We start from the raw sequence: 22,555 nt of genomic DNA on the forward strand, positions 1-22,555 counted from the left end.
GCGACCGCCGAACCCGCCGAAGAACCGGCCGGTACGACGGCCGCTCCGTCGACCGACGAGACAGCCGGACGACCGACCGGTGGCCCGGCACCGGAACCGGCCGGTTCGCCGACCCCGGCAGCTCCGCATGCCCCGGCGGCCGTACCGGCCCAGGCGATCCCGCCCACCCCGGGCGCTGACCAGGTCCCGGGTGCCGGGCACGCTGCCGCAGGTGCCGCGCCGACCGCCCCGGGCGCTGCCCGGATGCCGCGCTGGCTGCCGCGGGCGATGGCGCTCGCGCTGGCCCTCTACGCCTGCTTCCAGCTGGGCAGCTGGGCGTTCCACCAGCTCATCGGGCTGCTGATCAACATCCTGATCGCGTTCTTCCTGGCGCTCGCCGTCGAGCCGGCCGTCGGGCGGATGGCCGCACGCGGGATGCGCCGGGGCCTGGCCACGTTCCTGGTGTTCCTGGCCGTCCTGGTCGCCAGCGTCGGGTTCGTCGTTCTCCTCGGGTCGATGCTCGCGGGCCAGATAGTCGACATGGTCGAGGAACTCCCCAAGTTCCTCGACTCGCTGATCAACTGGATCAACCACACCTTCAACACTGAGCTCTCACGGGTCGCGGTCCAGGACAGCCTCCTGCGCTCGGACTGGCTCCGTAAGTACGTCGAGAACAGCGCGAGCGGCGTGCTGGACGTCTCCGCCACCGTGCTCGGCGGCCTCTTCAAGCTCCTGACGATCTTCCTGTTCTCGTTCTACTTCGCCGCCGACGGCCCCCGGCTGCGCCGCGCCCTGTGTTCCGTCCTGCCCCCGGCGAAGCAGACGGAGGTGCTGCGGGCCTGGGAGATCGCCGTCGACAAGACCGGCGGCTATCTGTACTCGCGCGGTCTGATGGCGCTCATCTCCGGTGTCGCGCACTACATCCTGCTGGAGTTCCTGGGCGTGCCCTACGCGCCCGCGCTCGCGGTGTGGGTCGGGCTCGTCTCGCAGTTCCTGCCCACCATCGGTACGTATCTGGCGGGTGCCCTGCCGATGCTCATCGCGTTCACCGTCAAGCCCTGGTACGCGCTGTGGGTGCTCGCCTTCGTCGTCGTGTACCAGCAGTTCGAGAACTACGTGCTCCAGCCGAAGCTCACGGCGAGGACCGTGGACATCCACCCGGCGGTCGCCTTCGGCTCCGTCGTCGCCGGCACCGCGCTTCTCGGGGCCGTCGGCGCGCTGATCGCCATCCCCGCGGTCGCCACGCTGCAGGCGTTCCTCGGCGCCTACGTGAAGCGGTACGACGTGACGGAGGACCCTCGCGTGCACGGTCACCGGCGGCACGGCGAGATGGTCCTGGCACGGCTTCAGCGGGCGCTGCGCACGTCCCGGGACCAGATACCGCCGCCGGAGGGCGGCGCCTGACGGCCTCCAGGGCCTCCGATGCTGCGGCCGGTGTGGCTCGCTTGACACCAAAATCAAACATCCATTCTTATGGGTGCGTGGCCTGGCCTTCCGCGGTTTTCGCAGGCGGTTGTCCACAGGCCGGGAGGTACGTCGAGGCGCATTGTCAGTGGCAGGGGTTAGCGTCTTTGACGTGAAGCGATCGACTCAAGCAAACCGGGTGGAACCCATGGCAGGAACCGACCGCGAGAAGGCGCTCGACGCCGCGCTCGCACAGATTGAACGGCAATTCGGCAAGGGCGCCGTGATGCGCATGGGCGAGCGGTCGAGGGAGCCCATCGAGGTCATCCCGACCGGCTCGACCGCGCTCGACGTCGCGCTCGGCGTCGGTGGCCTGCCGCGCGGCCGTGTGGTGGAGATCTACGGACCGGAGTCCTCCGGTAAGACGACCCTGACCCTGCACGCCGTGGCCAACGCGCAGAAGGCCGGCGGCCAGGTCGCCTTCGTGGACGCCGAGCATGCCCTCGACCCCGAGTACGCGAAGAAGCTCGGTGTCGACATCGACAACCTCATCCTGTCGCAGCCGGACAACGGCGAGCAGGCCCTGGAGATCGTGGACATGCTGGTCCGCTCCGGCGCGCTCGACCTCATCGTCATCGACTCCGTCGCCGCGCTCGTGCCGCGCGCCGAGATCGAGGGCGAGATGGGCGACTCCCACGTGGGTCTCCAGGCCCGTCTGATGAGCCAGGCGCTCCGGAAGATCACCAGCGCTCTCAACCAGTCCAAGACCACCGCGATCTTCATCAACCAGCTCCGCGAGAAGATCGGCGTGATGTTCGGCTCGCCGGAGACCACGACCGGTGGCCGCGCGCTGAAGTTCTACGCCTCGGTGCGCATCGACATCCGCCGCATCGAGACCCTCAAGGACGGCACGGAGGCGGTCGGCAACCGCACGCGCTGCAAGGTCGTCAAGAACAAGGTCGCGCCGCCCTTCAAGCAGGCCGAGTTCGACATCCTCTACGGCCAGGGCATCAGCCGCGAGGGCGGCCTGATCGACATGGGCGTCGAGCACGGCTTCGTCCGCAAGGCGGGCGCCTGGTACACCTACGAGGGCGACCAGCTCGGCCAGGGCAAGGAGAACGCCCGTAACTTCCTGAAGGACAACCCCGACCTCGCCAACGAGATCGAGAAGAAGATCAAGGAGAAGCTGGGCGTCGGTGTCCGGCCGGACACCCCGGCGGCGGAGCCCGGCGCGGACGCGGCGGGTGCGGCGGCCCCGGCGGCCGATACCGCGAAGTCGGTCCCGGCCCCGGCGACCAAGGCCACCAAGGCGACCAAGGCCGCAGCGGCCAAGGGGTAGCCGATGGCCCGGCGCACCGAATGGCCGGGCGGCAGCGCCGACTCGTCGAGGGCCGAGAAGGAGCTGCCGCCCCAGGACCCGGCTGAGCAGGCGCGGGCAATCTGCCTGCGCCTGCTCACCGGGATGCCGCGCACCCGCAGACAACTCGCGGACGCGCTGCACAAACGTGGGATCCCCGACGAGGTCGCCGAGGACGTCCTCTCGCGCTTCGAGGACGTCGGGCTCATCGACGACGCCGCGTTCGCGGGGGCATGGGTGGAGTCCCGGCACCACGGCCGCGGCCTGGCCCGCCGTGCCCTCGCCCGGGAACTGCGCACCAAGGGCGTCGACTCCGCCCTGATCGACGAGGCGGTCGGCCGACTCGACGCCGAACAGGAGGAGGCGACAGCCCGCGACCTCGTACGCCGTAAGCTCCGCTCCACCCGGGGCCTCGACCGTGACCGCCGCCTTCGCCGCCTGGCCGGCATGCTGGCCCGCAAGGGCTACCCCGAGGGCCTGGCCCTCCGCGTCGTCCGCCAGGAGCTGGAGGCGGAGGGCGAGGAGACGGACGACCTGGGCTTCGACAGCCTCTGACGGGGGCGCCGACGCGGGTGACCGGGGATACGCGGGCTTCGCCGGTCCCTTCGCCGACATACCGCCCTGTCCGCCTCGGAGCGGCGCCCCGTCCACCACCCGCCGCCGGGGGCGAGTCTCGCAGCCAGGACGCGTGCCGGCGTCAGTGCACCTTCGCCGTCTCCTCGTCGCGTACACCGTCGCGCATGTCGTCTTCCTCCGGCGCCCCTCCCCGCAGCGCCTCCGCCGCCGCGTGCAGTTCCGCCGGCCGCACCCCCGTGAACGCGGCAGCCAGGTGTCCGTCCGGGCGCACCAGCAGCACCGTGTGCGCCGCCGCCCCCGGATACGCCTCCGTCACCAGCAGGTCGCCCCGCATGGGCAGCGTGCGTACGGCCTCGGCCAGCCGGGGCATGACGCCCGCCGTCACCCAGTGCCGCCGGTCCCACACCCCGGTCCCGGGCGCGACCAGAACGACCAGCAGGCCCTGCCCCAGCCGGTCCCACAGCCGCCCCGTCGTGCCGTCCGGCGCGGTGACCGGCACATCGGCGGCCGGCGCGCCGAGCGCCGTGCCCACGCTCGCTCGCGCCTCCACATGCTCCGCGGGCGCCAGCGGCGAGTGCGGATACGAGGGCGGAGCACCCAGCGGCCCACGCCCCAGGTGTCCGTCCGTCAGCAGCGCGTCATGCCCACGTGTCCCGCCCCGCAGATACGTCCGCAGCCCGCCGCCGCCACGCAGCACAGGCAGCGACTGGTCCGCCGCCCGCAGCCGCGCGGCCACGGCCGTACGACGCTCCGTCTGGTAGCTGTCGAGCAGCACCTCCGACGGGCCGCCGTGCCAGGAGTGGGCCAGCTTCCACGCCAGGTTCTCCACGTCGCGCAGCCCCTCGTCCAGGCCCTGCGTACCCAGCGCCCCCAGCAGGTGCGCGGCGTCGCCGGCCAGGAACGCGCGGTCAACCCGCCAGCGCCGGGCGAGCCGGTGGTGCAGCGTGTACACGCCGGTGTCGATCAGCTCGTACACCGGTGTGTCCTCGCACCACCCGGCCAGCGTCTCGCGGATCCGCCACACCAGGGCGTCCGGTGTCACCAGCTCGCCACGCGGCGGCAGCAGCCAGTCCAGCCGCCAGCCGCTGTCCGGCAGCGGACGCGCCGTCACCTCCTCGCCCCCGCCTCGCCACGGCGGCTGACGGTGCAGCACGCCATCGCCCGGCCAGGGGAGTTCGGTACGGAGCATGGCGACGGCGTGACGTTCCACCGCCGTGCGCCCGGGGAAGCGGATGCCCAGCAGCTTCCGCACCGTGGACCGAGCCCCGTCGCACCCGACCAGATAACTGCCGCGCCACCACGTCGACCGAGGCCCCCGGGTGTGTGCCCTGACGCCGGTCGCGTCCTGCTCCAGCGCATCCATGCGGCAGCCCGTCACCACCTGGACGAGGTCCCGTGCGGGCGGCGACGACGCGATGGCCCGGCGCAGCGCCCGCGTCAGCGTGTGCTGCGGGATGTGCAGCGGCGACGCGACACCGCCGCCGCCCTCCGCGTGCTCCTCCGCGCCCTCGTCGAGGACCGCACCGTCCGGTGCGTCGTCCCGCCCCTCGCCCCGCACATCCGAGAACGCCAGGCGGCGTACGACCTGCCGGCGCCGCATCGATCGCCACCCCGTCCATCGGGCGCCCTCGTCCCGTAGGGCCTCGGCGCAGCCCAGCCGCCCGGCGAACGCCGCTGTGTCCGCGCGCAGCACCGCCGTCCGGGCCGGGCGGTACGCTTCCTCACCCGTCCCCTCGTCCAGGACCACCGACGGCACACCTTGCGAGGCGAGCGCGAGGGCGAGGGCGAGACCGACCGGTCCCGCGCCGACCACGATCACCGGGTCCACGGCGTGACTCCAGCGTCTTCGACGTCTCCGGAGACTCCGGTGACTCCTGCGGCCCGTACGGCCAGGCGGCGAGCGGGAGAACCACAGGAACGTGCGGCGGTTGGAGCCGGGTGATTGATCACAGAACGTATGCAACCCACTGCGCGTGCTTGCGTCAAGTGACAGGGCAGTGGCGCGCGTACGCGACGGGGCGGTGGCACGTATGCCACCGCCCCTTCGCGCGATCCCCCGGACGACCGTCCGCGCCGTACCGCGCCCCCGGCGCGCCGGGACGGGCCGCCGGGACGGGCAGTCGGAGCCGCGTCAGGTCCTGCCGCCGTGCCCCTTGTGCTCAGCCACCTCCTCGGCGACGCCACCGCCCAGGTCGGTGTCGATCTCGGTGATGGGCACGGTCGCGCCGGTGCCCTTCTTCCGCCGCCGCAGCGCTTTCTCCAGCCGGCTCGCGAACTGGCTCAGCAGGCCGTTCAACACGATGAAGAGGAGGGCCACGACCGTGAACGCGGCGATGATGTTCCCGTAGTTCGAGCTGACCAGGCGGACCTGCGACATCAGCTCGGGCAGGCCGAGCATCGCGCCGCCCAGCGCCGTGTCCTTGACGATGACGACCAGCTGGCTGACCAGCGCCGGGAGCATCGCCGTGACGGCCTGCGGCAGCAGGACGTACACCATGGTCTGGCCCTTGCGCATGCCGATCGCCTTGGCGGCGTCGGTCTGGCCGTGCGGCAGGGAGAGGATGCCGGCCCGGACGATCTCCGCGATGACGGAGGCGTTGTAGAGGACCAGGCCCGTGACGACCGCGTACAGCGGACGTACATCCGAGCTGACGTTGGTGAACTGAGCGAACAGCTGGTTCGCGAAGATCATCATCAGCAGGACCGGGATGGCCCGGAAGAACTCCACGACCGTGCCCACGGGCCCACGGACCCAGGCGTGGTCGGAGAGCCGCGCGATGCCCAGCAGCGCGCCCAGCGGCAGGGCGATCACCAGGGCGAACGCGGCAGCCTGGAGGGTCTCGCCGAGACCTGGCAGGAGGAAGGTGGTCCATACCCGGGAATCCGTGACGAACGGACTCCACTTGTCCGCGGTCAGCTCGTCCTTGTCCGCCATGACGGACAGCACCCACCAGCTCAACCCCACCAGGGCGCCGAGGAACAGCCCCGTGTAGAGGATGTTCCGCCGCCTGGCCTTCGGGCCCGGGGTGTCGTACAGAACGGAACTCATCGCTTCACCGCCACACGCTTGGCCACCCAGCCGAGAAGCAGGCCGGTGGGGAGAGTGAGAACGACGAACCCGAAGGCGAAGACGCCGAACACGGCGAACAACTGGTCGGCCTCGTTCTCGATCATGGTCCTCATCAGGTTCGCCGCTTCCAGCACGCCGATGGCCGCCGCGACGGTGGTGTTCTTCGTCAGCGCGATCAGCACGTTGGCCAGCGGGGCCACCACCGACCGGAACGCCTGCGGCAGCACGATGAGCGTCAGCACCTGGGTGAAGCCCAGCCCCAGCGCGCGGGCCGCCTCCGCCTGCCCCACCGGCACCGTGTTGATGCCGGAGCGCAGTGCCTCGCAGACGAACGTTCCGGTGTACGCGACGAGGCCGAGGACGGCCATCCGGAAACCGATCTCCTTGAAGTCCCCGCCGCCCATCGTGAAGCCCAGCGTCTGGTTGAGTGCGAGAGAACAGGCCACGATGATGACCGTCAGCGGGGTGTTGCGCACCACGTTGACGTACGCCGTGCCGAAGGCCCGCATCAGAGGGACCGGGCTCACCCGCATGCCCGCCAGCAGCGTGCCCCAGATCAGGGATCCCACCGCCGAGTAGAAGGTCAGCTGGACCGTCACCCAGAAGGCGCCGAGCAGGTCGTACTGCGGATTGTCTAGAAAGTCGAACACGTTGACCCGCGCTCTCCCCTGGTCGGATCGTGGGGGACGCCGCCGGCCCCGGCCCCATCGGCCGGAGCCGGCGGCGTCTCACCCTTGCTGCTGGTGCTGCTCATCCGCTGCGTTCGCCGCGGCTCAGCTCACTTCTCGGTGATCTCCGGAGCGGGCTCGGCCTTGTAGTTGGCCGGGCCGAGGTTCTTCTCGACGAACTTGTCCCAGGAGCCGTCCGACTTCATCTTCTCCAGCGCCGCGTTGATCTTCCCGCGGAGCTCGGCGTCGCCCTTCTTCAGGCCGATGCCGTAGGGCTCGTCGCTCAGCTTCAGACCGGCGAGCTTGAACTTGCCCTTGTACTGGTCCTGCGCCGCGTAACCGGCGAGGATCGAGTCGTCCGTCGTCAGGGCGTCGAGAGACGACTTCTCCAGACCGGACAGACACTCCGAGTAGCCGCCCTGCTCCATCAGGTCCGCGTCCGGGGCCAGCTTCTCCTTGACGTTCTGTGCCGAGGTCGAGCCGACGACCGAGCACAGCTTCTTGGAGTTGAGGTCCTCGGCCTTGGTGATCGAGGTCTCGCCGGAGCGCAGCAGCAGGTCCTGATGCGCCAGGAAGTAGGGGCCGGCGAAGTCGACGACGGCCTTGCGCTTGTCGTTGATCGTGTACGTCGCGGCGATGAACTTCACGTCGCCGTTCTTGATCAGGTTCTCGCGCTCGGCGCTCGGCGCCTGCTTCCACTCGATCTGGTCCGCGCTGTACCCGAGCTCCTTGGCGACGTACGTGGCGACGTCGACGTCGAAGCCGGTGTACTTGCCGTCGGGGGTCTTCAGGCCCCAGCCCGGCTGGTCGAACTTGATACCGATGGTGATCTTGTCGCCGCCGGAGCCGCTGCCGGAGCCGCAGGCGGTGGCGGTGAGGGAGAGGAGCAGAGCCGCGGCGAGGGCCGCACTGGTCTTGCGGTACTGCATGGTGAACATCCCTTGGGTCGTGGTCCGGCCGTCGCCCGGCGGCGCCGGGGGATTCGGTGGCGGGGTGTCAGTCGTGCCCGGCCCCCTTGGGGGAACCGGTGCCGGACACGCACTGTCGACGGGCCGACATGTCGGCGTCAACAGGGTCTGTGGGCCCAGGCCGATTCGTTCTTGTCGGCCGAGGACTCAGTGGTGAAGGATCTTCGACAGGAAGTCCTTCGCCCGGTCGCTGCGCGGGTTGCTGAAGAACTGGTCGGGCGTCGCCTCTTCGACGATCCGGCCGTCCGCCATGAAGACCACTCGGTTCGCGGCGGAGCGGGCGAAGCCCATCTCGTGGGTGACGACGACCATCGTCATCCCCTCACGTGCCAGCTGCTGCATGACCTCCAGGACCTCGTTGATCATCTCCGGGTCGAGCGCCGACGTGGGCTCGTCGAAGAGCATGACCTTCGGGTCCATGGCCAGCGCCCGCGCGATGGCGACGCGCTGCTGCTGACCGCCGGAGAGCTGTGCCGGGTACTTGTCGGCCTGGCTGCCGACACCCACCCGGTCCAGCAGCTGCCGCGCCTTCTCCATGGCCGTCTTCCGGTCCGTCTTGCGGACCTTGAGCTGGCCGAGCATGACGTTCTCCAGCACCGTCTTGTGTGCGAAGAGGTTGAACGACTGGAAGACCATGCCGACGTCGGCCCGGAGCCTGGCCAGCTCCTTGCCCTCACTGGGCAGCGGCTTGCCGTCGATCGTGATCGTCCCGGAGTCGATCGACTCCAGGCGGTTGATGGTGCGGCAAAGGGTGGACTTCCCGGACCCGGACGGACCGATCACGACCACGACCTCGCCGCGGGCGATGGTCAGATCGATGTCCTGCAGCACATGCAGCGCGCCGAAGTGCTTGTTGACATCGCTCAGCACCACCAGGTCGCCGGACGTCGCTGCGGGGCCCTCCGCATCCTTGGTCACTGACACTCCGCTCATCGGCCTCTCGCTTCCGTCCTGCTCGGGTTGCAGAGGACATTAAGCACGCCCTGCGAGCAGCGTCATCACATCTGAGCGGAAATTGAGGATAACGATCCGGCCGCGACCGGACACTCCGCGTGAAGGGGGCGGCCTGTCCGAATACCGGCTGGGTAACGGATTCCCCGGGGCCCGGGGCCGCCCTTGACCGCGGTGGGTGCCATCGGACTTCATGCCCTGGTGAGGAAAGCGTGCCCGGACACGCCCACGCCCTGGCACCATTCCCCTGTGCACCGACCGCGCCGCACCGACCAGGCCGGTGAGGGCGCACGTACGCAACGCATGACAGGTATGTCATGTACTTCCACTTCCTGTACGCCCTGAACACCATGTGAGCCACTTCCGGAGGGGGGCCCTGATGAGACTGCTGCTGGTCGAGGACGACAACCATGTCGCCGCCGCTCTGTCCGCCGTCCTCACGAAGCACGGCTTCACCGTCACGCACGCCAGGAACGGCGAGGAGGCGCTCAAGGCCGTCCTCCCCTCCGACGGAGCCGGACGCGGGCCCTTCGGTGTCATCCTGCTCGACCTCGGCCTCCCGGACCAGGACGGATACCAGGTCTGCGGCAAGCTCAGGAAGCTCACCGCCACGCCCGTGATCATGGTGACCGCGCGGAGCGACGTCCGGTCCCGGATACACGGGCTGAACCTGGGCGCCGACGACTACGTGGTCAAGCCGTACGACACCGGTGAACTGCTGGCCCGTATCCACGCCGTCAGCCGGCGCGCGTCCGGCGGCGACGCGGAGGACACCGGCTCGGTGCCCCTACCGGGGAGCCCGGCCGAGCCGCTCAGGCTCGGCCCCGTCGTAGTGGAGCTGCCCACCCGCAGGGTGAGCGTGGACGGTACGCCGGTCCAGCTCACCCGCAAGGAGTTCGACCTGCTCGCGCTGCTCGCCCAGCGGCCCGGCGTCGTCTTCCGCCGCGAGCAGATCATCAGCGAGGTGTGGCGCACCAGCTGGGAGGGGACCGGCCGGACCCTGGAGGTCCATGTCGCCTCGCTCCGCGCCAAGCTGCGGATGCCCGCGCTCATCGAGACCGTGCGCGGCGTCGGCTACCGCCTGGTCGCCCCGGTCGCGCCCCCGCGCGCGTAGAGCCCGGTTTCCGGAAGCGACCGGCGATCACCCGTGCGTACACGTCTCCTCCCGCTGCTCCTCGTCCTCATGGCGGGCGTCCTGCTGGCGCTGGGCTTCCCGCTCGCCGGGAGCCTGGCCGCCGCGCACCAGCAGACGGTGGTCGTCGACCGCATCGACGACACGGCGCGGTTCGCGGCCCTCGCCCAGTTCGTCACCGAGACCGGCCCGGGCATCGACGAGCGGAAGGCCACCCTCCAGGGCGAGCTGCTCCGCTACCACGATGTGTACGGCATCGAGGCCGGCGTCTTCTACCGCGACGGCAGTGCCATGGCCGCCGCCCCCGAGGGCTGGCGCATCCCCGGGGACGGCGAGCCGCGCCGGGCCCTCGGCGAGGCGCTCCTCGGGCGCCGCTCCCACGACCCGCCCCAGGTGTGGCCCTGGCAGGACGACGCCCGCCTGGCGGTCGCCTCGCCGGTCGTACGGGACGGGGATGTCGTCGCCGTCGTCGTCACCTACTCGCCGACCGGGCAGCTCCGCTCCCGCATCCTGCAGGGCTGGCTGCTCATCGCGGCCGGCGAGTGCGCGGCCATGCTGCTCGCGGTCGGCGCCGCGTTCCGGCTCACCGGCTGGGTGCTCAGACCGGTACGCGTCCTCGACGCGGCCACCCACGACATCGCCACCGGGCGGCTCAACTCGCGCGTCGCCGCAGCCGGCGGCCCCCCGGAACTCCAGCGCCTCGCCCGGTCGTTCAACGAGATGGCCGACAACGTCGAGCAAGTGCTGGAGCAGCAGCGCGCGTTCGTCGCCGACGCCTCCCACCAGCTGCGCAACCCGCTCGCCGCACTGCTGCTGCGCATCGAACTCCTCGCGTTCGAACTCCCCGAGGGAAACGCGGAGATCGCCTCCGTACAGGCGGAAGGGAAGCGACTGGCCCGGGTCCTCGACGACCTGCTGGACCTGGCGCTGGCCGAGCACGCCTCCGCCGACCTCCGGCTCACCGACATCAAGGAGCTGGCCACCGAGCGGATCGCCGCCTGGCGGCCGCTGGCCGAGGAGAAGGGCGTACGCCTCACCGGCCGCGGCCCGGCCGTCACCGCCTGGGCGGACCCGGTGGCGCTGTCCAGCGCCCTCGACGCCGTGATCGACAACGCCCTGAAGTTCACGCCGGAGGGGGAGGAGGTCACCGTCGAGTTCGGCGCGCACGGCGACACCTCCACCGTCGTCGTCACCGACCGGGGACCGGGCCTCACCGACGAGGAGCTCGACCGCGTCGGCGACCGCTTCTGGCGCAGCGGCCGCCACCAGAACGTCAAGGGCTCCGGCCTGGGCCTGTCCATCAGCCGGGCGCTGCTCGCCGCGGGCGGCGGTTCGATCACGTACGCCCACAACGACCCGCACGGACTGCGCGTGACCGTCACCGTGCCCCGTACGGAACCCTCGGCCGCCGGGAGCGGCTACGGCTTGACCGACCGGTAGTAGCGCCGCGCACCCTCGTGCAGCGGGAGCGGGTCCGTGTAGATCGCCGTGCGCAGATCCACGAGCTGCGCGGGGTGCACCTCGCGCCCGATCCGGTCCCGGCTCCTGATCACCGTCCGGGTGATGCCCTCCGTCAGCGCGGCGTCCATCCCGTCCGTCGTCACCAGCAGGTTCGCCACGGCGACCGTCTCGACCGGCTTCCCGTCCTGCGCCAGCGGATACGCGTCCGCCGGAATCACCGCGGAGCGGTAGTAGCGGCTCGGCCCGCCCTCCGAGTGGACCGTGTCGACCAGCTCCTCCTCCAGTGGAACCAGCCGGACCGGGAAGCGCTCGGAAAGCCGCAGCACGGCGTTCGTGGGCAGCCCGCCCGACCAGAAGAACGCGTCCAGCCGGCCCTTCTCCACGAGCCCCGGCATGGTGTCGATGCCGGCGGGGACGGGCCGTATGTCCTTCGCCGGGTCCAGCCCCGCGGCCAGCAGCAGCCGGTCCGCGAGCAGCCGTACCCCCGAGCCCTCCTGGCCGACCCCCACACGCAGCCCGCGCAGGTCCCGCGCCGACCGGACGGCCGACTCCTTCGGCACGACCAGCTGGACGTAGTCGTCGTACAGCCGCGTACAGCCGCGCAGGGTGTCGGCGCCGGGCCGGTCCTCCTGGACGTACGTGGCGACGGCGTCGGCCGCGGCGATCGTGTAGTCCGCCTCGCCGGACACGACGCGCGCCAGGTTCTGCTGGGAGCCCTCGCTGTCGCGCAGGGTCGTGGTCACCTCGGGAAGGTTCCGGCCGATCGCCTCCTTGAGGAGTTGGCCGTACCGCTGGTAGACGCCCGTCTTCACGCCCGTACTGAACGTGACGTTCCCGCGCGGCTGCTCCTGCCCGATCGGCAGCAGCCACCACAGCAGCAGCGCCGCCATGGCCAGCAGCGCCGCCGACACCTGGAACGCGCGGCCGCGGGCGACGCGGGGCAGCCGGAGAGGCCGGGGCAGGGCGGGAGACATGCCGCGATCCTGCCAGCCCGGCCCCCGGGAAGGGAACCGCGGGCCGGAACATGGCAGGGAGACGGCCCGGAACACGGGCCGGGAGCCGGGCCGGGAGACGGCCGGGAGACGGGCGGACGAGGGCTGACCACGGGTGTGACGGTGCACCGTGGGGGGGCGGACCGGGCGTGGGACGGGGGCGAGGCTCCCGGGCGGGAGGCACTCCCGGCACCGCCTACCCTTGTTCCATGACCAGCAGCGACCGGAGCCAGGCAGTGGACGTCAAGCGAACCTACGAAGTACGCACCTACGGGTGCCAGATGAACGTCCACGACTCCGAGCGTCTCTCCGGCCTGCTGGAGGACGCCGGCTACGTCCGCGCCTCCGAGGGTGCCGACGGCGACGCCGACGTCGTGGTCTTCAACACGTGCGCGGTGCGCGAGAACGCCGACAACAAGCTGTACGGCAACCTCGGGCGGCTCGCCCCCGTGAAGGCCCGGAAGCCCGGGATGCAGATCGCCGTCGGCGGCTGTCTGGCGCAGAAGGACCGCGACACGATCGTCAAGAAGGCGCCGTGGGTCGACGTCGTCTTCGGCACGCACAACATCGGCAAGCTGCCGGTCCTGCTGGAGCGCGCCCGCGTCCAGGAGGAGGCGCAGGTCGAGATCGCCGAGTCGCTGGAGGCGTTCCCGTCCACGCTGCCGACCCGCCGCGAGTCCGCCTACGCCGCGTGGGTCTCGATCTCCGTCGGCTGCAACAACACCTGCACCTTCTGCATCGTCCCGGCGCTGCGCGGCAAGGAGAAGGACCGCCGCCCCGGCGACATCCTCGCCGAGATCGAGGCGCTCGTCGGCGAGGGCGTCTCCGAGATCACCCTGCTCGGCCAGAACGTCAACGCGTACGGCTCCGACATCGGCGACCGTGAGGCGTTCTCGAAGCTCCTGCGCGCGTGCGGGAAGATCGAGGGCCTGGAGCGCGTCCGCTTCACCTCCCCCCACCCGCGGGACTTCACGGACGACGTCATCGCGGCGATGGCGGAGACCCCGAACGTGATGCCGCAGCTGCACATGCCGCTCCAGTCCGGCTCGGACACCGTCCTCAAGGCGATGCGCCGCTCGTACCGCCAGGACCGCTTCCTCGGCATCATCGAGAAGGTCCGCGCCGCGATCCCGCACGCGGCGATCTCCACCGACATCATCGTGGGCTTCCCCGGCGAGACCGAGGAGGACTTCGAGCAGACCCTGCACGCGGTCCGCGAGGCCCGCTTCGCGCAGGCGTTCACCTTCCAGTACTCCAAGCGCCCCGGCACGCCCGCGGCGACCATGGACGGCCAGATCCCCAAGGAGGTCGTGCAGGCGCGCTACGAGCGGCTGGTCGCTCTCCAGGAGGAGATCTCCTGGGAGGAGAACAAGAAGCAGGTCGGCCGCACCCTGGAGGTCATGGTCGCCGAGGGCGAGGGCCGCAAGGACGACGCCACCCGCCGCCTCTCCGGCCGCGCCCCCGACAACCGCCTGGTCCACTTCACCAGGCCGGACGAGGAAGTACGCCCCGGCGACGTCGTGACCGTCGAGATCACCTACGCGGCCCCCCACCACCTGCTGGCCGAGGGCCCGGTCACCGCGGTCCGCCGCACGCGCGCGGGCGACGCCTGGGAGAAGCGCAACACCACCCAGGCCGCCAAGCCGACGGGGGTCCTCCTGGGCCTTCCCCAGGTGGGCGTCCCGGCCCCCCTGCCTCCGGCGACGGACGGCTGCGCCATCAGCTGACCCTGCACGCTGCGCGAGGGCGGGCCGGGGCAGGGACCGGCTCCCGCCGCACCGGGGTGGCCGGGCTCCGGGTGCCGGGTGGGGCTCCGGGTGCCGGTGCCGGTGCCGGGCGGCACCCGGCAGCGCGCGCGGAGCGGTGCCCCGGGGCTTCGCCCGTTACGCTGCGGATCATGCTTGTCGCCGCAGCTGTCTGCCCCTGTCCGCCGCTCCTCGTCCCCGCTGTCGCCGCCGGGGCAGCGCCCGAGCTGGACGACGCGCGTGCCGCCTGTCTGGACGCGGTCGGCGTGCTGGCCGCCTCACGACCCGACCGGCTGGTCGTCGTGGGGCCGGAGCGGGACGTGGACGCGACCATGTCCTACCCGGACGGTGCCGTGGGGGACTTCCGGGGGTTCGGGGTGGACCTGGACGTCCGGCTCGGACCCGGTGAGGTGGGGGAGAACGACGACGTGCCCGCCCTGCCCGCCTCGCTGGCCGTCGCGGCCTGGCTCCTCCAGCGGGCCGACTGGGCCGACGCCCCCGTGGAGGGCCTCGCCGTGGCCGAGCGGCTGGCGCCCGGGCGGTGCGCCGAGGCGGGCCGGGAGGTCGCCGCCCGCGCCCCGCGCGTCGCCCTGCTGGTCATGGGCGACGGCAGCGCGTGCCGTACGGTCAAGGCGCCCGGTTACTTCGACGAGCGCGCCGCCGGCTTCGACGAGGGGGCCGCCCGGGCCCTGGGCACCGCCGACGCGCACGCTCTGGCCGAGCTGGACGCCGGCCTCGCGCACGAGCTGAAGGCGGCCGGCCGCGCCCCCTGGCAGGTTCTCGCCGGCGCCGCCCAGGGCGCGTCCCTGGAGGGGCGGCTGCTCTACGAGGACGCCCCCTACGGCGTCGGCTACACCGTCGCCACCTGGTCCTGAAGCCACGGCGGGCGCCCGCGGAGCGACGCCACGCTCCACAGCCGCCCGCCGTTGTCGTGGGCCGGTGCCGAACCGAGGTCAGGCTGCCGGCGGTTCCGGCGGCGCACTGCCGTCGTTCCGGTGGGCAAGCCGGTCCACCGCGTGCCTGGCCCTGTCCGTGCCGGACTCGATCTTGTCGCTGTACTTGCCCTTGGTCTTCTGATCGACCACTCGCGCGGCCTTCTCGATGCCGTGGTCGATCTTGTCGCCGTGCTGCTGGGCGAGGCCGGAGACCTTGTCCCTGGCCGGGGCGAGCTTGGTCTTCAGTGTGTCCAGGAAGCCCATGGCCCACCTTCCCTCGAAGTGACCTGCTGACCTACTTGCGGGCGCCTTCGCCTGCCTCATTGTCCGCAGCCTCCTCGGCGGACTGCTGCTTCGGGATCTCCACACCCTCGGCCGTCCCACCGTCCGCCGCGTCCGAATCCGACTCCTCGGGCCGCTCCTGCGTCTGCGAGGCATCGGCCGAGGGCTCGGTGCCCTCGGCCGCCTGCTTCTCCGGCTCGGCCGTCAGCGTGGTGCCCGCCGCCTCGTCGGTGGCGACTTCGGCAGTCTGCTCGCCGGTCTCACCCTTCCGGCGAAACCATGCAAAAACGCCCATATCAACTCCATAGGGTACTCGTGCGGGCGAAATCCCGCGCTCTTCCGGGGCGTCCCATTGCGTCGCCCGGCGGGGCCGGTCCGTGAACCGGCGGTCGGAACCTCGCAACTGGGAACGACGCCGACCCCGCGCCGTCACGTAACTCGTTCGGGGACTTGCCCGGAGGTTTGCGAGACTGGGGCGGTGAGCAGCACAACCCCTTCCCCGCGCGTCATCGCCGTCGTCGGCCCCACCGCAGCCGGAAAGTCCGATCTGGGCGTCCATCTGGCCCAGCAGCTCGGCGGTGAGGTCGTCAACGCCGACTCCATGCAGCTGTACCGCGGGATGGACATCGGCACCGCCAAATTGACCCTGGAGGAGCGCGACGACATTCCGCACCACCTCCTGGACATCTGGGACGTCACCGAGACGGCGAGCGTCGCCGAGTACCAGAGACTGGCCCGGGCGGAGATCGACCGACTGCTCGCCGCCGGCCGCACCCCCGTCCTCGTCGGCGGCTCCGGGCTCTACGTACGGGGCGCCATCGACGCCCTCGAGTTCCCCGGCACCGACCCGGCTGTCCGTGCCCGTCTGGAGGCGGAGCTGGCGGACCTCGGCTCCGGCGCCCTGCACGCCCGCCTCGCGACCGCCGACCCGGACGCCGCGCGCGCCATCCTCCCCAGCAACGGCCGCCGGGTCGTCCGGGCACTGGAGGTCATCGAGATCACCGGCAGGCCCTTCACCGCCAACCTCCCCGGCCACGACTCGGTGTACGACACCCTCCAGATCGGCGTCGACGTCGAGCGCCCCGAGCTCGACGCACGCATCACCGCGCGCGTGGACCGGATGTGGGACGCCGGACTGGTCGACGAGGTCCGCGCCCTGGAGGCCCGTGGCCTGCGCGAGGGCCGCACCGCCTCCCGTGCCCTCGGCTACCAGCAGGTGCTCGCCGCACTCGCGGGGGAGTGCACCGAACAGGAGGCGCGCGACGAGACCGTACGCGCCACCAAGCGCTTCGCGCGCCGTCAGGACTCCTGGTTCCGCCGTGACCCGCGTGTCCGGTGGCTCAGTGGCGCCGCGGCCGACCGCGGGGAACTCCCGGAGCGTGCGCTGACGTTGGTCGAACGAGCGGTTACAGCCTGATCACGTGATGGCATCGGGACGCCCTGCCCGTCATTTCGGTGGCCAAGGCCGTGCCATCATCGAGCATCGATCGACCAGTGGATCCGAGTTGGGAGGGCGCGTGGCGATGGAGGCCGGCCCTCGCGACACAGAAGAGCGGCAAGCCCCGGACGGCGGAGGCACGTCGGCGCAGGACGCGCCGCGGCTGAGCCCGGACGGCCCCGAGCTGACCGAGGACGGCGCGCAGGAGATCACCCCGGACGAGGTCGAGGTCGAGCTCCGCCCGCAGCGGCGGCTGCGCATCTGGCAGCTCGCCCCGATCGTCGGTCTCGCCGCACTGGGCTCCCTGATGTTCGCCTTCCCCCTGGCCTTCGGCTCGGGTGACGGCGGCGCCGTACTGGCGATGCTCGGGCTCCTGCTCTGCGGCTGCGCGGCCGGCTGGGGCATGATGGCCGCCCGCCGCGTCGGCTACACCTGGCCCGGCCTGCCCCCGCGCGGCTCCGGTCGGCGCCCGGACTGGCGCGTGATCGCCCTGTACGTCGCCGGGGTCACCGTGCTGGTCGCCCTCGCCGTCTGGCGCGTGGCCCGCCTCCGCTGACCCGGGCCCGTCCCGGCGCCGGTACCGCCGCGGCCGGTCACCGAGGGCGGGTCACCGGGGGCCGGTCCACCGACCGGACGGCTTCGCCGGGTGTCGTACCGGACCCGTACGATTGATCGCGTGAGCACCGCACCCATCGCCTTCCTCAAGGGCCACGGCACCGAGAACGACTTCGTGATCGTGCCCGACCCGGACAACGCCGTCGACCTGCCCGCCGCCCTGGTGGCCCGGCTGTGCGACCGGCGTGCCGGGATCGGCGGCGACGGGGTGCTGCACGTCGTCCGGACGGCCGCGCACCCCGAGGCACGGGCCATGGCCGACGAGGCCGAGTGGTTCATGGACTACCGCAACGCCGACGGGTCGGTCGCCGAGATGTGCGGCAACGGCGTGCGCGTCTTCGCCCGCTACCTCCAGCACGCGGGGCACGTGACCGAGGGAGACATCGCCGTGGCCACCCGCGCCGGCGTCAAGCACGTCCACCTCGCGAAGGCGGCGTCCGGCAGCGGCTCCGCCGCGGGCGACGTCACCGTCACCATGGGCCGCGCCGCGCTGCCCGAGGACGGCGTCACGGTCGCCGTCGACGGCCGCAGCTGGCCCGCACGGAACGTGAACATGGGCAACCCGCACGCCGTGGCCTTCGTCGAGGACCTCGCGCACGCGGGCAGCCTCTTCACCGAGCCGTCCTACGCCCCCGCCACGGTGTACCCGGAGGGTGTCAACATCGAGTTCGTCGCGGATCGCGGCCCCCGGCACGTCGCCATGCGCGTCCACGAGCGCGGCGCCGCCGAGACCCGCTCCTGCGGCACGGGTGCCTGCGCGGTGGCCGTCGCCACGGCCCGCCGGGACGGCGTGGACCCCGCGGCGACCGGCACCCCGGTCACGTACACAGTCGACGTGCTCGGCGGCACTCTCGTGATCACCGAGCGGCCCGACGGCCAGATCGAGATGACTGGACCCGCCGTGATCGTCGCAGAGGGTCACATCGACCCCGCCTGGCTCGACCCCGCCCGGCTCGGCGACGCGGCCACCGCCTGACGCGCGCTCGCGCCGCCCTCAGCCGGTCCCGAGGCGAAACCGCACTCGCTCAAACCTCGCTCGAATGGGTGATCCCGTTCACGCTGAGCGAGAGCGGGACTGCGCCACGTGGTGGGCTCGATAGCATCAAGCACCGGCCGGCGGGCCACGCCGTGCCCGCCACCGCCGGTCGACGCCGCCGGAGGTGCCCATGAGCGCAGAGGCCACCAACCCCAGTGATACCGGCCGCAGGCGCGGCCGCCCGAGAATCGACCTGCGCAGGCTCGGCCGCGCCGCGCTGCTCGGCCCCACCGCCAGGGACCGCCTGCCCGACGCCATCGGCCATGTCGCCGACGCGCACCGCGCCCACCACCCCGACGCCGACCTGGCCGTACTCCGCCGGGCGTACGAGCTCGCCGAGTCCTCCCACCGCGGCCAGTTCCGCAAGAGCGGCGAGCCGTACATCACCCACCCTCTCGCCGTCACGCTGATCCTCGCCGAACTCGGTGCCGAGACCACCACTCTGACGGCCTCCCTCCTCCACGACACGGTCGAGGACACGGACGTGACCCTCGACCAGGTCCGGGAGCGGTTCGGTGACGAGGTCGCCTATCTCGTCGACGGCGTGACCAAACTGGAGAAGGTCGACTACGGCGCCGCCGCGGAACCCGAGACGTTCCGGAAGATGCTCGTCGCCACCGGCAACGACGTCCGTGTCATGTCGATCAAACTCGCCGACAGGCTGCACAACATGCGCACCCTCGGGGTCATGCGCCCCGAGAAGCAGGCGCGTATCGCCAAGGTCACCCGTGACGTCCTCATCCCGCTCGCCGAACGGCTCGGCGTACAGGCCCTCAAGACCGAGCTGGAAGACCTGGTCTTCGCGATCCTCCACCCCGTCGAGTACGAGCGGACCCGCGCGCTCATCGCCGACAACGCCACCGCGGGCGACGCGCTCGCCACCGTCGCCGACGACGTCCGCACAGTGCTCCGGGAGGCCGGCATCGGTGCCGAGGTCCTCGTACGGCCCCGCCACTTCGTCTCCGTCCACCGGGTCAGCCTCAAACGCGGCGAGCTGCGCGGCACCGACTTCGGCCGCCTGCTCGTCCTTGTCGGCGAGGACGCCGACTGCTACGCCGTACTCGGCGAGCTGCACACCTGCTTCACGCCGGTGATCTCCGAGTTCAAGGACTTCATCGCCGCGCCGAAGTTCAACCTGTACCAGTCGCTCCACACGGCCGTCGCCGCTCCCGACGGGGCCGTCGCCGAGGTCCTCATCCGCACCCACCGGATGCACAAGGTCGCCGAGGCCGGCGTCGTCGCCCTCGGCAGCCCGTACGCCGTCGACCCGCCCGACGGCACCGCGGCCGCCGACGACGGCGAACGCGTCGACCCCACCCGCCCCGGCTGGCTCTCCCGGCTCCTCGACTGGCAGCAGTCCACCCCCGACCCCGACACCTTCTGGACCTCACTGCACGCGGACCTCGCCCAGGACGGCGAGATCACCGTCTTCCGGCCCGACGGCGGCACCCTCGCCCTCCCCGCCGGCGCCACCTGCGTGGACGCCGCCTACGAGCAGTACGGCGCGGCCGCCCACGCCTGCGTCGGCGCCCGCGTCAACGGCCGGCTGGCCACCCTCGCCACCGTCCTCCGCGACGGCGACACCGTCCAGCCGCTGCTCGCCCAGGACACCGGCTCCGGACCCTCCCCCGACTGGCTGGAGCACGCCCGCACCCCCACCGCGCGGATCGCCATCGACCGCTGGCTCACCACCCACCCGCAGGACGCCCACGCGCCCGCCGCCGACCCCCGCCCGGCCGCCTCCGTCGTCACCGGCCGCCAGCCCACCGCCAACGCGGTCGTCGACGCACCCCATACCAGCGTCCGCCTGGCAGGCTGCTGCACGCCCGTCCCGCCCGACATGGTCACCGGCTTCGCCGTACGCGGCGGCGCCGTCACGGTCCACCGCGCCGAGTGCCCCGCCGTACGCAGGATGGAGAGCCTCGGCCGGCAGCCCGTGACCGTGCACTGGAGCGGCGCGGCGCCCTGCCGTGTCACCCTCGTCGCCGAATCGTTCGGGCGGCCCCGGCTGCTCGCGGACCTCACCGAGGCCATCGCCACGGCGGGCGCCGCCATCGTCTCGGCCACCGTCGAACCCCCCAGCGAACAGCGCGTCCGCCACACGTACACGCTGCAGCTCCCCGACGCCGCCGGACTGCCCGCCCTCATGCGCGCGATGCGCGACGTGCCTGGCGTGTACGACGTGAGCCGCGCCCAGCACCCGGCGTCCGCCCACTAGCCGCCGGCGCCGTCGCGCTCCGGCCGTCGCGCTCCCTCCGTCGCGGAACGGTCGGCCGGTCCACAGCATGCCCCGCCGCAGCGCTCGTTCGGGTGCGCCGGGCGCGCGCCTGCCCCGGTCCACGGCGGCCGTGCTGGTAGCGGTGGTCCATGCCCCTCACCTCTCCACGCCTGCGCGCCGCCCTCGTGGCCACGGCGTCCGCAGGGCTCATCGCCGCGGCGGCCCCCTCACTCCAGCCGCTCGGCATCGGTGACCCGCTCTTCCCCCACCTCGGCAACCCGGGCTACGACGTCCTCGCGTACGACATCGCCTTCACCTACACGGGCGACAACCGCAAGCCCCTGGACGCGTTCACCAAGATCGACGCGCGGACCACCGACCGGCTGGAGCGCATCAACCTCGACTTCGCCCATGGCACCGTCAAGGCCGTGCGGGTCGACGGCCGGCCCGCCGACTTCGCCCTGGTCGACGAGGACCTGGTGATCGAACCCGACCGGGCCGTCGAAGCGGGCAAACGGCTGAGCATCGCCGTCACCCACACCAGCGACCCCGCCGCCAAAGCCGCGGGCGGCTGGCTCCGCACCTCCGACGGCCTCGCGATGGCCAACCAGGCCGACGCCGCGCACCGCGTCTTCCCCTGCAACGACCACCCCGCCGACAAGGCGTACTTCACCTTCCGCGTCACCACCCCCAAGGACCTCGTGGCCGTCGCCAACGGGCGCGCCGTCGCACGGACCGTGGAGGGCCCCTCCGCGACCTGGCTCTACCGCGGAGCCCACCCCATGGCCACCGAGCTCGCCCAGGTCTCCATCGGCCGCTCCGCCGTCGTACGCCGCGCGGGTCCCCGCGGCATCCCCCTCCGTGACGTGGTCCCGGCCGCCGACCGGAAGCGGATGGAGCCCTGGCTGAAGAAGACCCCGGGCCATATGGAATGGATGGAGCGGAAGGTCGGCCGCTACCCGTTCGCGACGTACGGACTGCTGATCGCAGACGCGGCCACCGGCTTCGAGCTGGAGACCCAGACGCTCTCCCTCTTCGAGCGCCGCCTGTTCACCCACCCCGACCTGCCGGCCTGGTACGTCGAGTCGATCATGGTGCACGAGCTGGCCCATCACTGGTTCGGCAACAGCGTCACCCCGCGCGCGTGGTCCGACCTGTGGCTCAACGAGGGCCACGCCACCTGGTACGAGGCCCAGTACGCCGAGGACACCGGCCACGGCACCCTCGTACGCCGGATGCGTGACGCGTACACCGCCTCCGACCGCTGGCGCGCCGCCGGCGGACCCCCGGCCGCACCACGACCGCCCGCGCCCGGCCAGAAGATCAGCCTCTTCCGCCCGGTCGTCTACGACGGCAGCGCCCTCGTCCTCTACGCCCTCCGCCAGGAGATCGGCAGCGCCGCCTTCGAGCGGCTCCAGCGGCGCTGGGTCACCGAGAACGCACACAGCACGGCCGGCACCGCCGACTTCGTCCGCCTCGCCTCCGACGTCGCGGGCCGCGATCTGACCGGCTTCATGCGGGGCTGGCTGTACGACGAGGAGACCCCGGCCATGCCCGGGCACCCGGACTGGCGCAGCAAGGCGCCGTCGAGCACGAAAGCCGGGTGACGGTCCGGACCGTGCCATGCGACCATCGACACGTCGGCGGCGCGGCCGGGACACTCTCGCGGAGCTTCGCGGAGCTTCGCGGAATTTCGCGGAATCCCCGGGGGGAATCATCCGGGGCCGG

Annotated in this window: 20 protein-coding genes; 12 read left to right on the forward strand and 8 right to left on the reverse strand. The window is 72.0% G+C overall.

The annotated features are described in order from the left end of the window. The first annotated feature begins 243 nt into the window (after positions 1-243). The 3 genes from FVS66_RS07830 to recX all read left to right on the forward strand — a co-directional run bounded on the left by FVS66_RS07830 (position 244) and on the right by recX (position 3,295). On the forward strand, positions 244-1,383 hold the full coding sequence (locus FVS66_RS07830) for an AI-2E family transporter (RefSeq protein WP_149180364.1): 1,140 nt from the start codon (positions 244-246) through the stop codon (positions 1,381-1,383). A 208-nt stretch (positions 1,384-1,591) separates the two neighbouring features. Continuing rightward, positions 1,592-2,722 (forward strand): recombinase RecA, encoded by a 1,131-nt coding sequence (gene recA, locus FVS66_RS07835; RefSeq protein ID WP_149180278.1) that lies wholly within the window; start codon positions 1,592-1,594, stop codon positions 2,720-2,722. A 3-nt stretch (positions 2,723-2,725) separates the two neighbouring features. Next, positions 2,726-3,295, forward strand: coding sequence for a recombination regulator RecX (recX, locus tag FVS66_RS07840; protein WP_149180279.1), 570 nt, complete (start codon positions 2,726-2,728; stop codon positions 3,293-3,295). A 142-nt stretch (positions 3,296-3,437) separates the two neighbouring features. Here the strand turns inward: recX and FVS66_RS07845 are convergent, their stop codons facing one another. From FVS66_RS07845 to FVS66_RS07865, 5 genes are all read right to left on the reverse strand, one after another. Further along, entirely contained in the window at positions 3,438-5,144 is a 1,707-nt protein-coding gene (locus FVS66_RS07845; protein WP_149180280.1) for an FAD-dependent monooxygenase, read from the reverse strand. 303 nt (positions 5,145-5,447) lie between these two features. After that, positions 5,448-6,365 carry an amino acid ABC transporter permease gene (locus FVS66_RS07850; RefSeq protein WP_149180281.1) on the reverse strand — a complete coding sequence of 306 codons (918 nt, stop codon included), beginning with the start codon at positions 6,363-6,365 and terminating at the stop codon, positions 5,448-5,450. Continuing rightward, positions 6,362-7,036, reverse strand: a complete 675-nt coding sequence (locus tag FVS66_RS07855) for an amino acid ABC transporter permease (protein WP_149180282.1) — start codon at positions 7,034-7,036, stop codon at positions 6,362-6,364. The genes FVS66_RS07850 and FVS66_RS07855 overlap by 4 nt, the downstream gene beginning before the upstream one ends. A gap of 128 nt (positions 7,037-7,164) precedes the next feature. Then, positions 7,165-7,983 carry a glutamate ABC transporter substrate-binding protein gene (locus FVS66_RS07860; protein WP_187645442.1) on the reverse strand — a complete coding sequence of 273 codons (819 nt, stop codon included), beginning with the start codon at positions 7,981-7,983 and terminating at the stop codon, positions 7,165-7,167. A 186-nt stretch (positions 7,984-8,169) separates the two neighbouring features. Beyond that, on the reverse strand, positions 8,170-8,955 hold the full coding sequence (locus FVS66_RS07865) for an amino acid ABC transporter ATP-binding protein (RefSeq protein WP_149180284.1): 786 nt from the start codon (positions 8,953-8,955) through the stop codon (positions 8,170-8,172). A gap of 397 nt (positions 8,956-9,352) precedes the next feature. On the opposite strand from FVS66_RS07865, the gene FVS66_RS07870 reads away from it, so the two are divergent. Together FVS66_RS07870 and FVS66_RS07875 are read left to right on the forward strand one after the other, a co-directional pair. After that, a complete protein-coding gene (locus tag FVS66_RS07870; protein ID WP_149180285.1) occupies positions 9,353-10,087 on the forward strand; it encodes a response regulator transcription factor in 735 nt (244 codons plus the stop codon). A gap of 33 nt (positions 10,088-10,120) precedes the next feature. Next, entirely contained in the window at positions 10,121-11,545 is a 1,425-nt protein-coding gene (locus FVS66_RS07875) for a HAMP domain-containing sensor histidine kinase (RefSeq protein WP_149180286.1), read from the forward strand. Here FVS66_RS07875 and FVS66_RS07880 read toward each other — a convergent pair. Then, positions 11,524-12,540, reverse strand: a complete 1,017-nt coding sequence (locus FVS66_RS07880) for a TAXI family TRAP transporter solute-binding subunit (RefSeq protein ID WP_149180287.1) — start codon at positions 12,538-12,540, stop codon at positions 11,524-11,526. The two genes, FVS66_RS07875 and FVS66_RS07880, sit on opposite strands and share 22 nt — an antisense overlap. 227 nt (positions 12,541-12,767) lie before the next feature. Between FVS66_RS07880 and miaB the strand changes: the two genes are divergently transcribed. Further along, entirely contained in the window at positions 12,768-14,285 is a 1,518-nt protein-coding gene (gene miaB / locus FVS66_RS07885; protein ID WP_149180288.1) for a tRNA (N6-isopentenyl adenosine(37)-C2)-methylthiotransferase MiaB, read from the forward strand. A 170-nt stretch (positions 14,286-14,455) separates the two neighbouring features. Next, the gene (locus FVS66_RS07890; protein ID WP_149180289.1) at positions 14,456-15,178 is read left to right on the forward strand and encodes a class III extradiol dioxygenase subunit B-like domain-containing protein; all 723 of its coding nucleotides are present in this window, start codon (positions 14,456-14,458) and stop codon (positions 15,176-15,178) included. A 78-nt stretch (positions 15,179-15,256) separates the two neighbouring features. On the opposite strand, the gene FVS66_RS07895 is transcribed toward FVS66_RS07890, so the two are convergent. Together FVS66_RS07895 and FVS66_RS07900 are read right to left on the reverse strand one after the other, a co-directional pair. Then, the gene (locus FVS66_RS07895) at positions 15,257-15,502 is read right to left on the reverse strand and encodes an antitoxin (RefSeq protein ID WP_149180290.1); all 246 of its coding nucleotides are present in this window, start codon (positions 15,500-15,502) and stop codon (positions 15,257-15,259) included. A 31-nt stretch (positions 15,503-15,533) separates the two neighbouring features. Continuing rightward, positions 15,534-15,815 carry a hypothetical protein gene (locus tag FVS66_RS07900; RefSeq protein ID WP_149180291.1) on the reverse strand — a complete coding sequence of 94 codons (282 nt, stop codon included), beginning with the start codon at positions 15,813-15,815 and terminating at the stop codon, positions 15,534-15,536. A gap of 183 nt (positions 15,816-15,998) precedes the next feature. Between FVS66_RS07900 and miaA the strand changes: the two genes are divergently transcribed. From miaA to FVS66_RS07925, 5 genes are all read left to right on the forward strand, one after another. Next, the gene (gene miaA, locus FVS66_RS07905; RefSeq protein ID WP_149180292.1) at positions 15,999-16,937 is read left to right on the forward strand and encodes a tRNA (adenosine(37)-N6)-dimethylallyltransferase MiaA; all 939 of its coding nucleotides are present in this window, start codon (positions 15,999-16,001) and stop codon (positions 16,935-16,937) included. Between the two features lie 106 nt (positions 16,938-17,043). Continuing rightward, entirely contained in the window at positions 17,044-17,514 is a 471-nt protein-coding gene (locus FVS66_RS07910; RefSeq protein WP_149180365.1) for a DUF1129 domain-containing protein, read from the forward strand. Between the two features lie 120 nt (positions 17,515-17,634). Then, positions 17,635-18,549, forward strand: coding sequence for a diaminopimelate epimerase (gene dapF / locus FVS66_RS07915; RefSeq protein WP_149180293.1), 915 nt, complete (start codon positions 17,635-17,637; stop codon positions 18,547-18,549). Between the two features lie 190 nt (positions 18,550-18,739). Beyond that, positions 18,740-20,827, forward strand: a complete 2,088-nt coding sequence (locus FVS66_RS07920) for a bifunctional (p)ppGpp synthetase/guanosine-3',5'-bis(diphosphate) 3'-pyrophosphohydrolase (protein ID WP_149180294.1) — start codon at positions 18,740-18,742, stop codon at positions 20,825-20,827. Between the two features lie 149 nt (positions 20,828-20,976). Further along, entirely contained in the window at positions 20,977-22,434 is a 1,458-nt protein-coding gene (locus FVS66_RS07925; protein WP_149180295.1) for a M1 family metallopeptidase, read from the forward strand. The last annotated feature ends 121 nt before the right edge of the window (positions 22,435-22,555 follow it).

Source organism: Streptomyces sp. TRM49041 (assembly GCF_008271805.1).
GTDB lineage: Bacteria > Actinomycetota > Actinomycetes > Streptomycetales > Streptomycetaceae > Streptomyces.

Coding starts and splice junctions, on each gene's coding strand:
- FVS66_RS07830 (WP_149180364.1), top strand. CDS start 244: ATGCCGCGCTGGCTGCCGCGGGCGATGGCGCTCGCGCTGGCCCTCTAC.
- recA (WP_149180278.1), top strand. CDS start 1,592: ATGGCAGGAACCGACCGCGAGAAGGCGCTCGACGCCGCGCTCGCACAG.
- recX (WP_149180279.1), top strand. CDS start 2,726: ATGGCCCGGCGCACCGAATGGCCGGGCGGCAGCGCCGACTCGTCGAGG.
- FVS66_RS07850 (WP_149180281.1), bottom strand. CDS start 6,365: ATGAGTTCCGTTCTGTACGACACCCCGGGCCCGAAGGCCAGGCGGCGG.
- FVS66_RS07860 (WP_187645442.1), bottom strand. CDS start 7,983: ATGCAGTACCGCAAGACCAGTGCGGCCCTCGCCGCGGCTCTGCTCCTC.
- FVS66_RS07865 (WP_149180284.1), bottom strand. CDS start 8,955: ATGAGCGGAGTGTCAGTGACCAAGGATGCGGAGGGCCCCGCAGCGACG.
- FVS66_RS07870 (WP_149180285.1), top strand. CDS start 9,353: ATGAGACTGCTGCTGGTCGAGGACGACAACCATGTCGCCGCCGCTCTG.
- FVS66_RS07880 (WP_149180287.1), bottom strand. CDS start 12,540: ATGTCTCCCGCCCTGCCCCGGCCTCTCCGGCTGCCCCGCGTCGCCCGC.
- miaB (WP_149180288.1), top strand. CDS start 12,768: ATGACCAGCAGCGACCGGAGCCAGGCAGTGGACGTCAAGCGAACCTAC.
- FVS66_RS07890 (WP_149180289.1), top strand. CDS start 14,456: ATGCTTGTCGCCGCAGCTGTCTGCCCCTGTCCGCCGCTCCTCGTCCCC.
- FVS66_RS07895 (WP_149180290.1), bottom strand. CDS start 15,502: ATGGGCTTCCTGGACACACTGAAGACCAAGCTCGCCCCGGCCAGGGAC.
- FVS66_RS07900 (WP_149180291.1), bottom strand. CDS start 15,815: ATGGGCGTTTTTGCATGGTTTCGCCGGAAGGGTGAGACCGGCGAGCAG.
- FVS66_RS07910 (WP_149180365.1), top strand. CDS start 17,044: ATGGAGGCCGGCCCTCGCGACACAGAAGAGCGGCAAGCCCCGGACGGC.
- FVS66_RS07920 (WP_149180294.1), top strand. CDS start 18,740: ATGAGCGCAGAGGCCACCAACCCCAGTGATACCGGCCGCAGGCGCGGC.
- FVS66_RS07925 (WP_149180295.1), top strand. CDS start 20,977: ATGCCCCTCACCTCTCCACGCCTGCGCGCCGCCCTCGTGGCCACGGCG.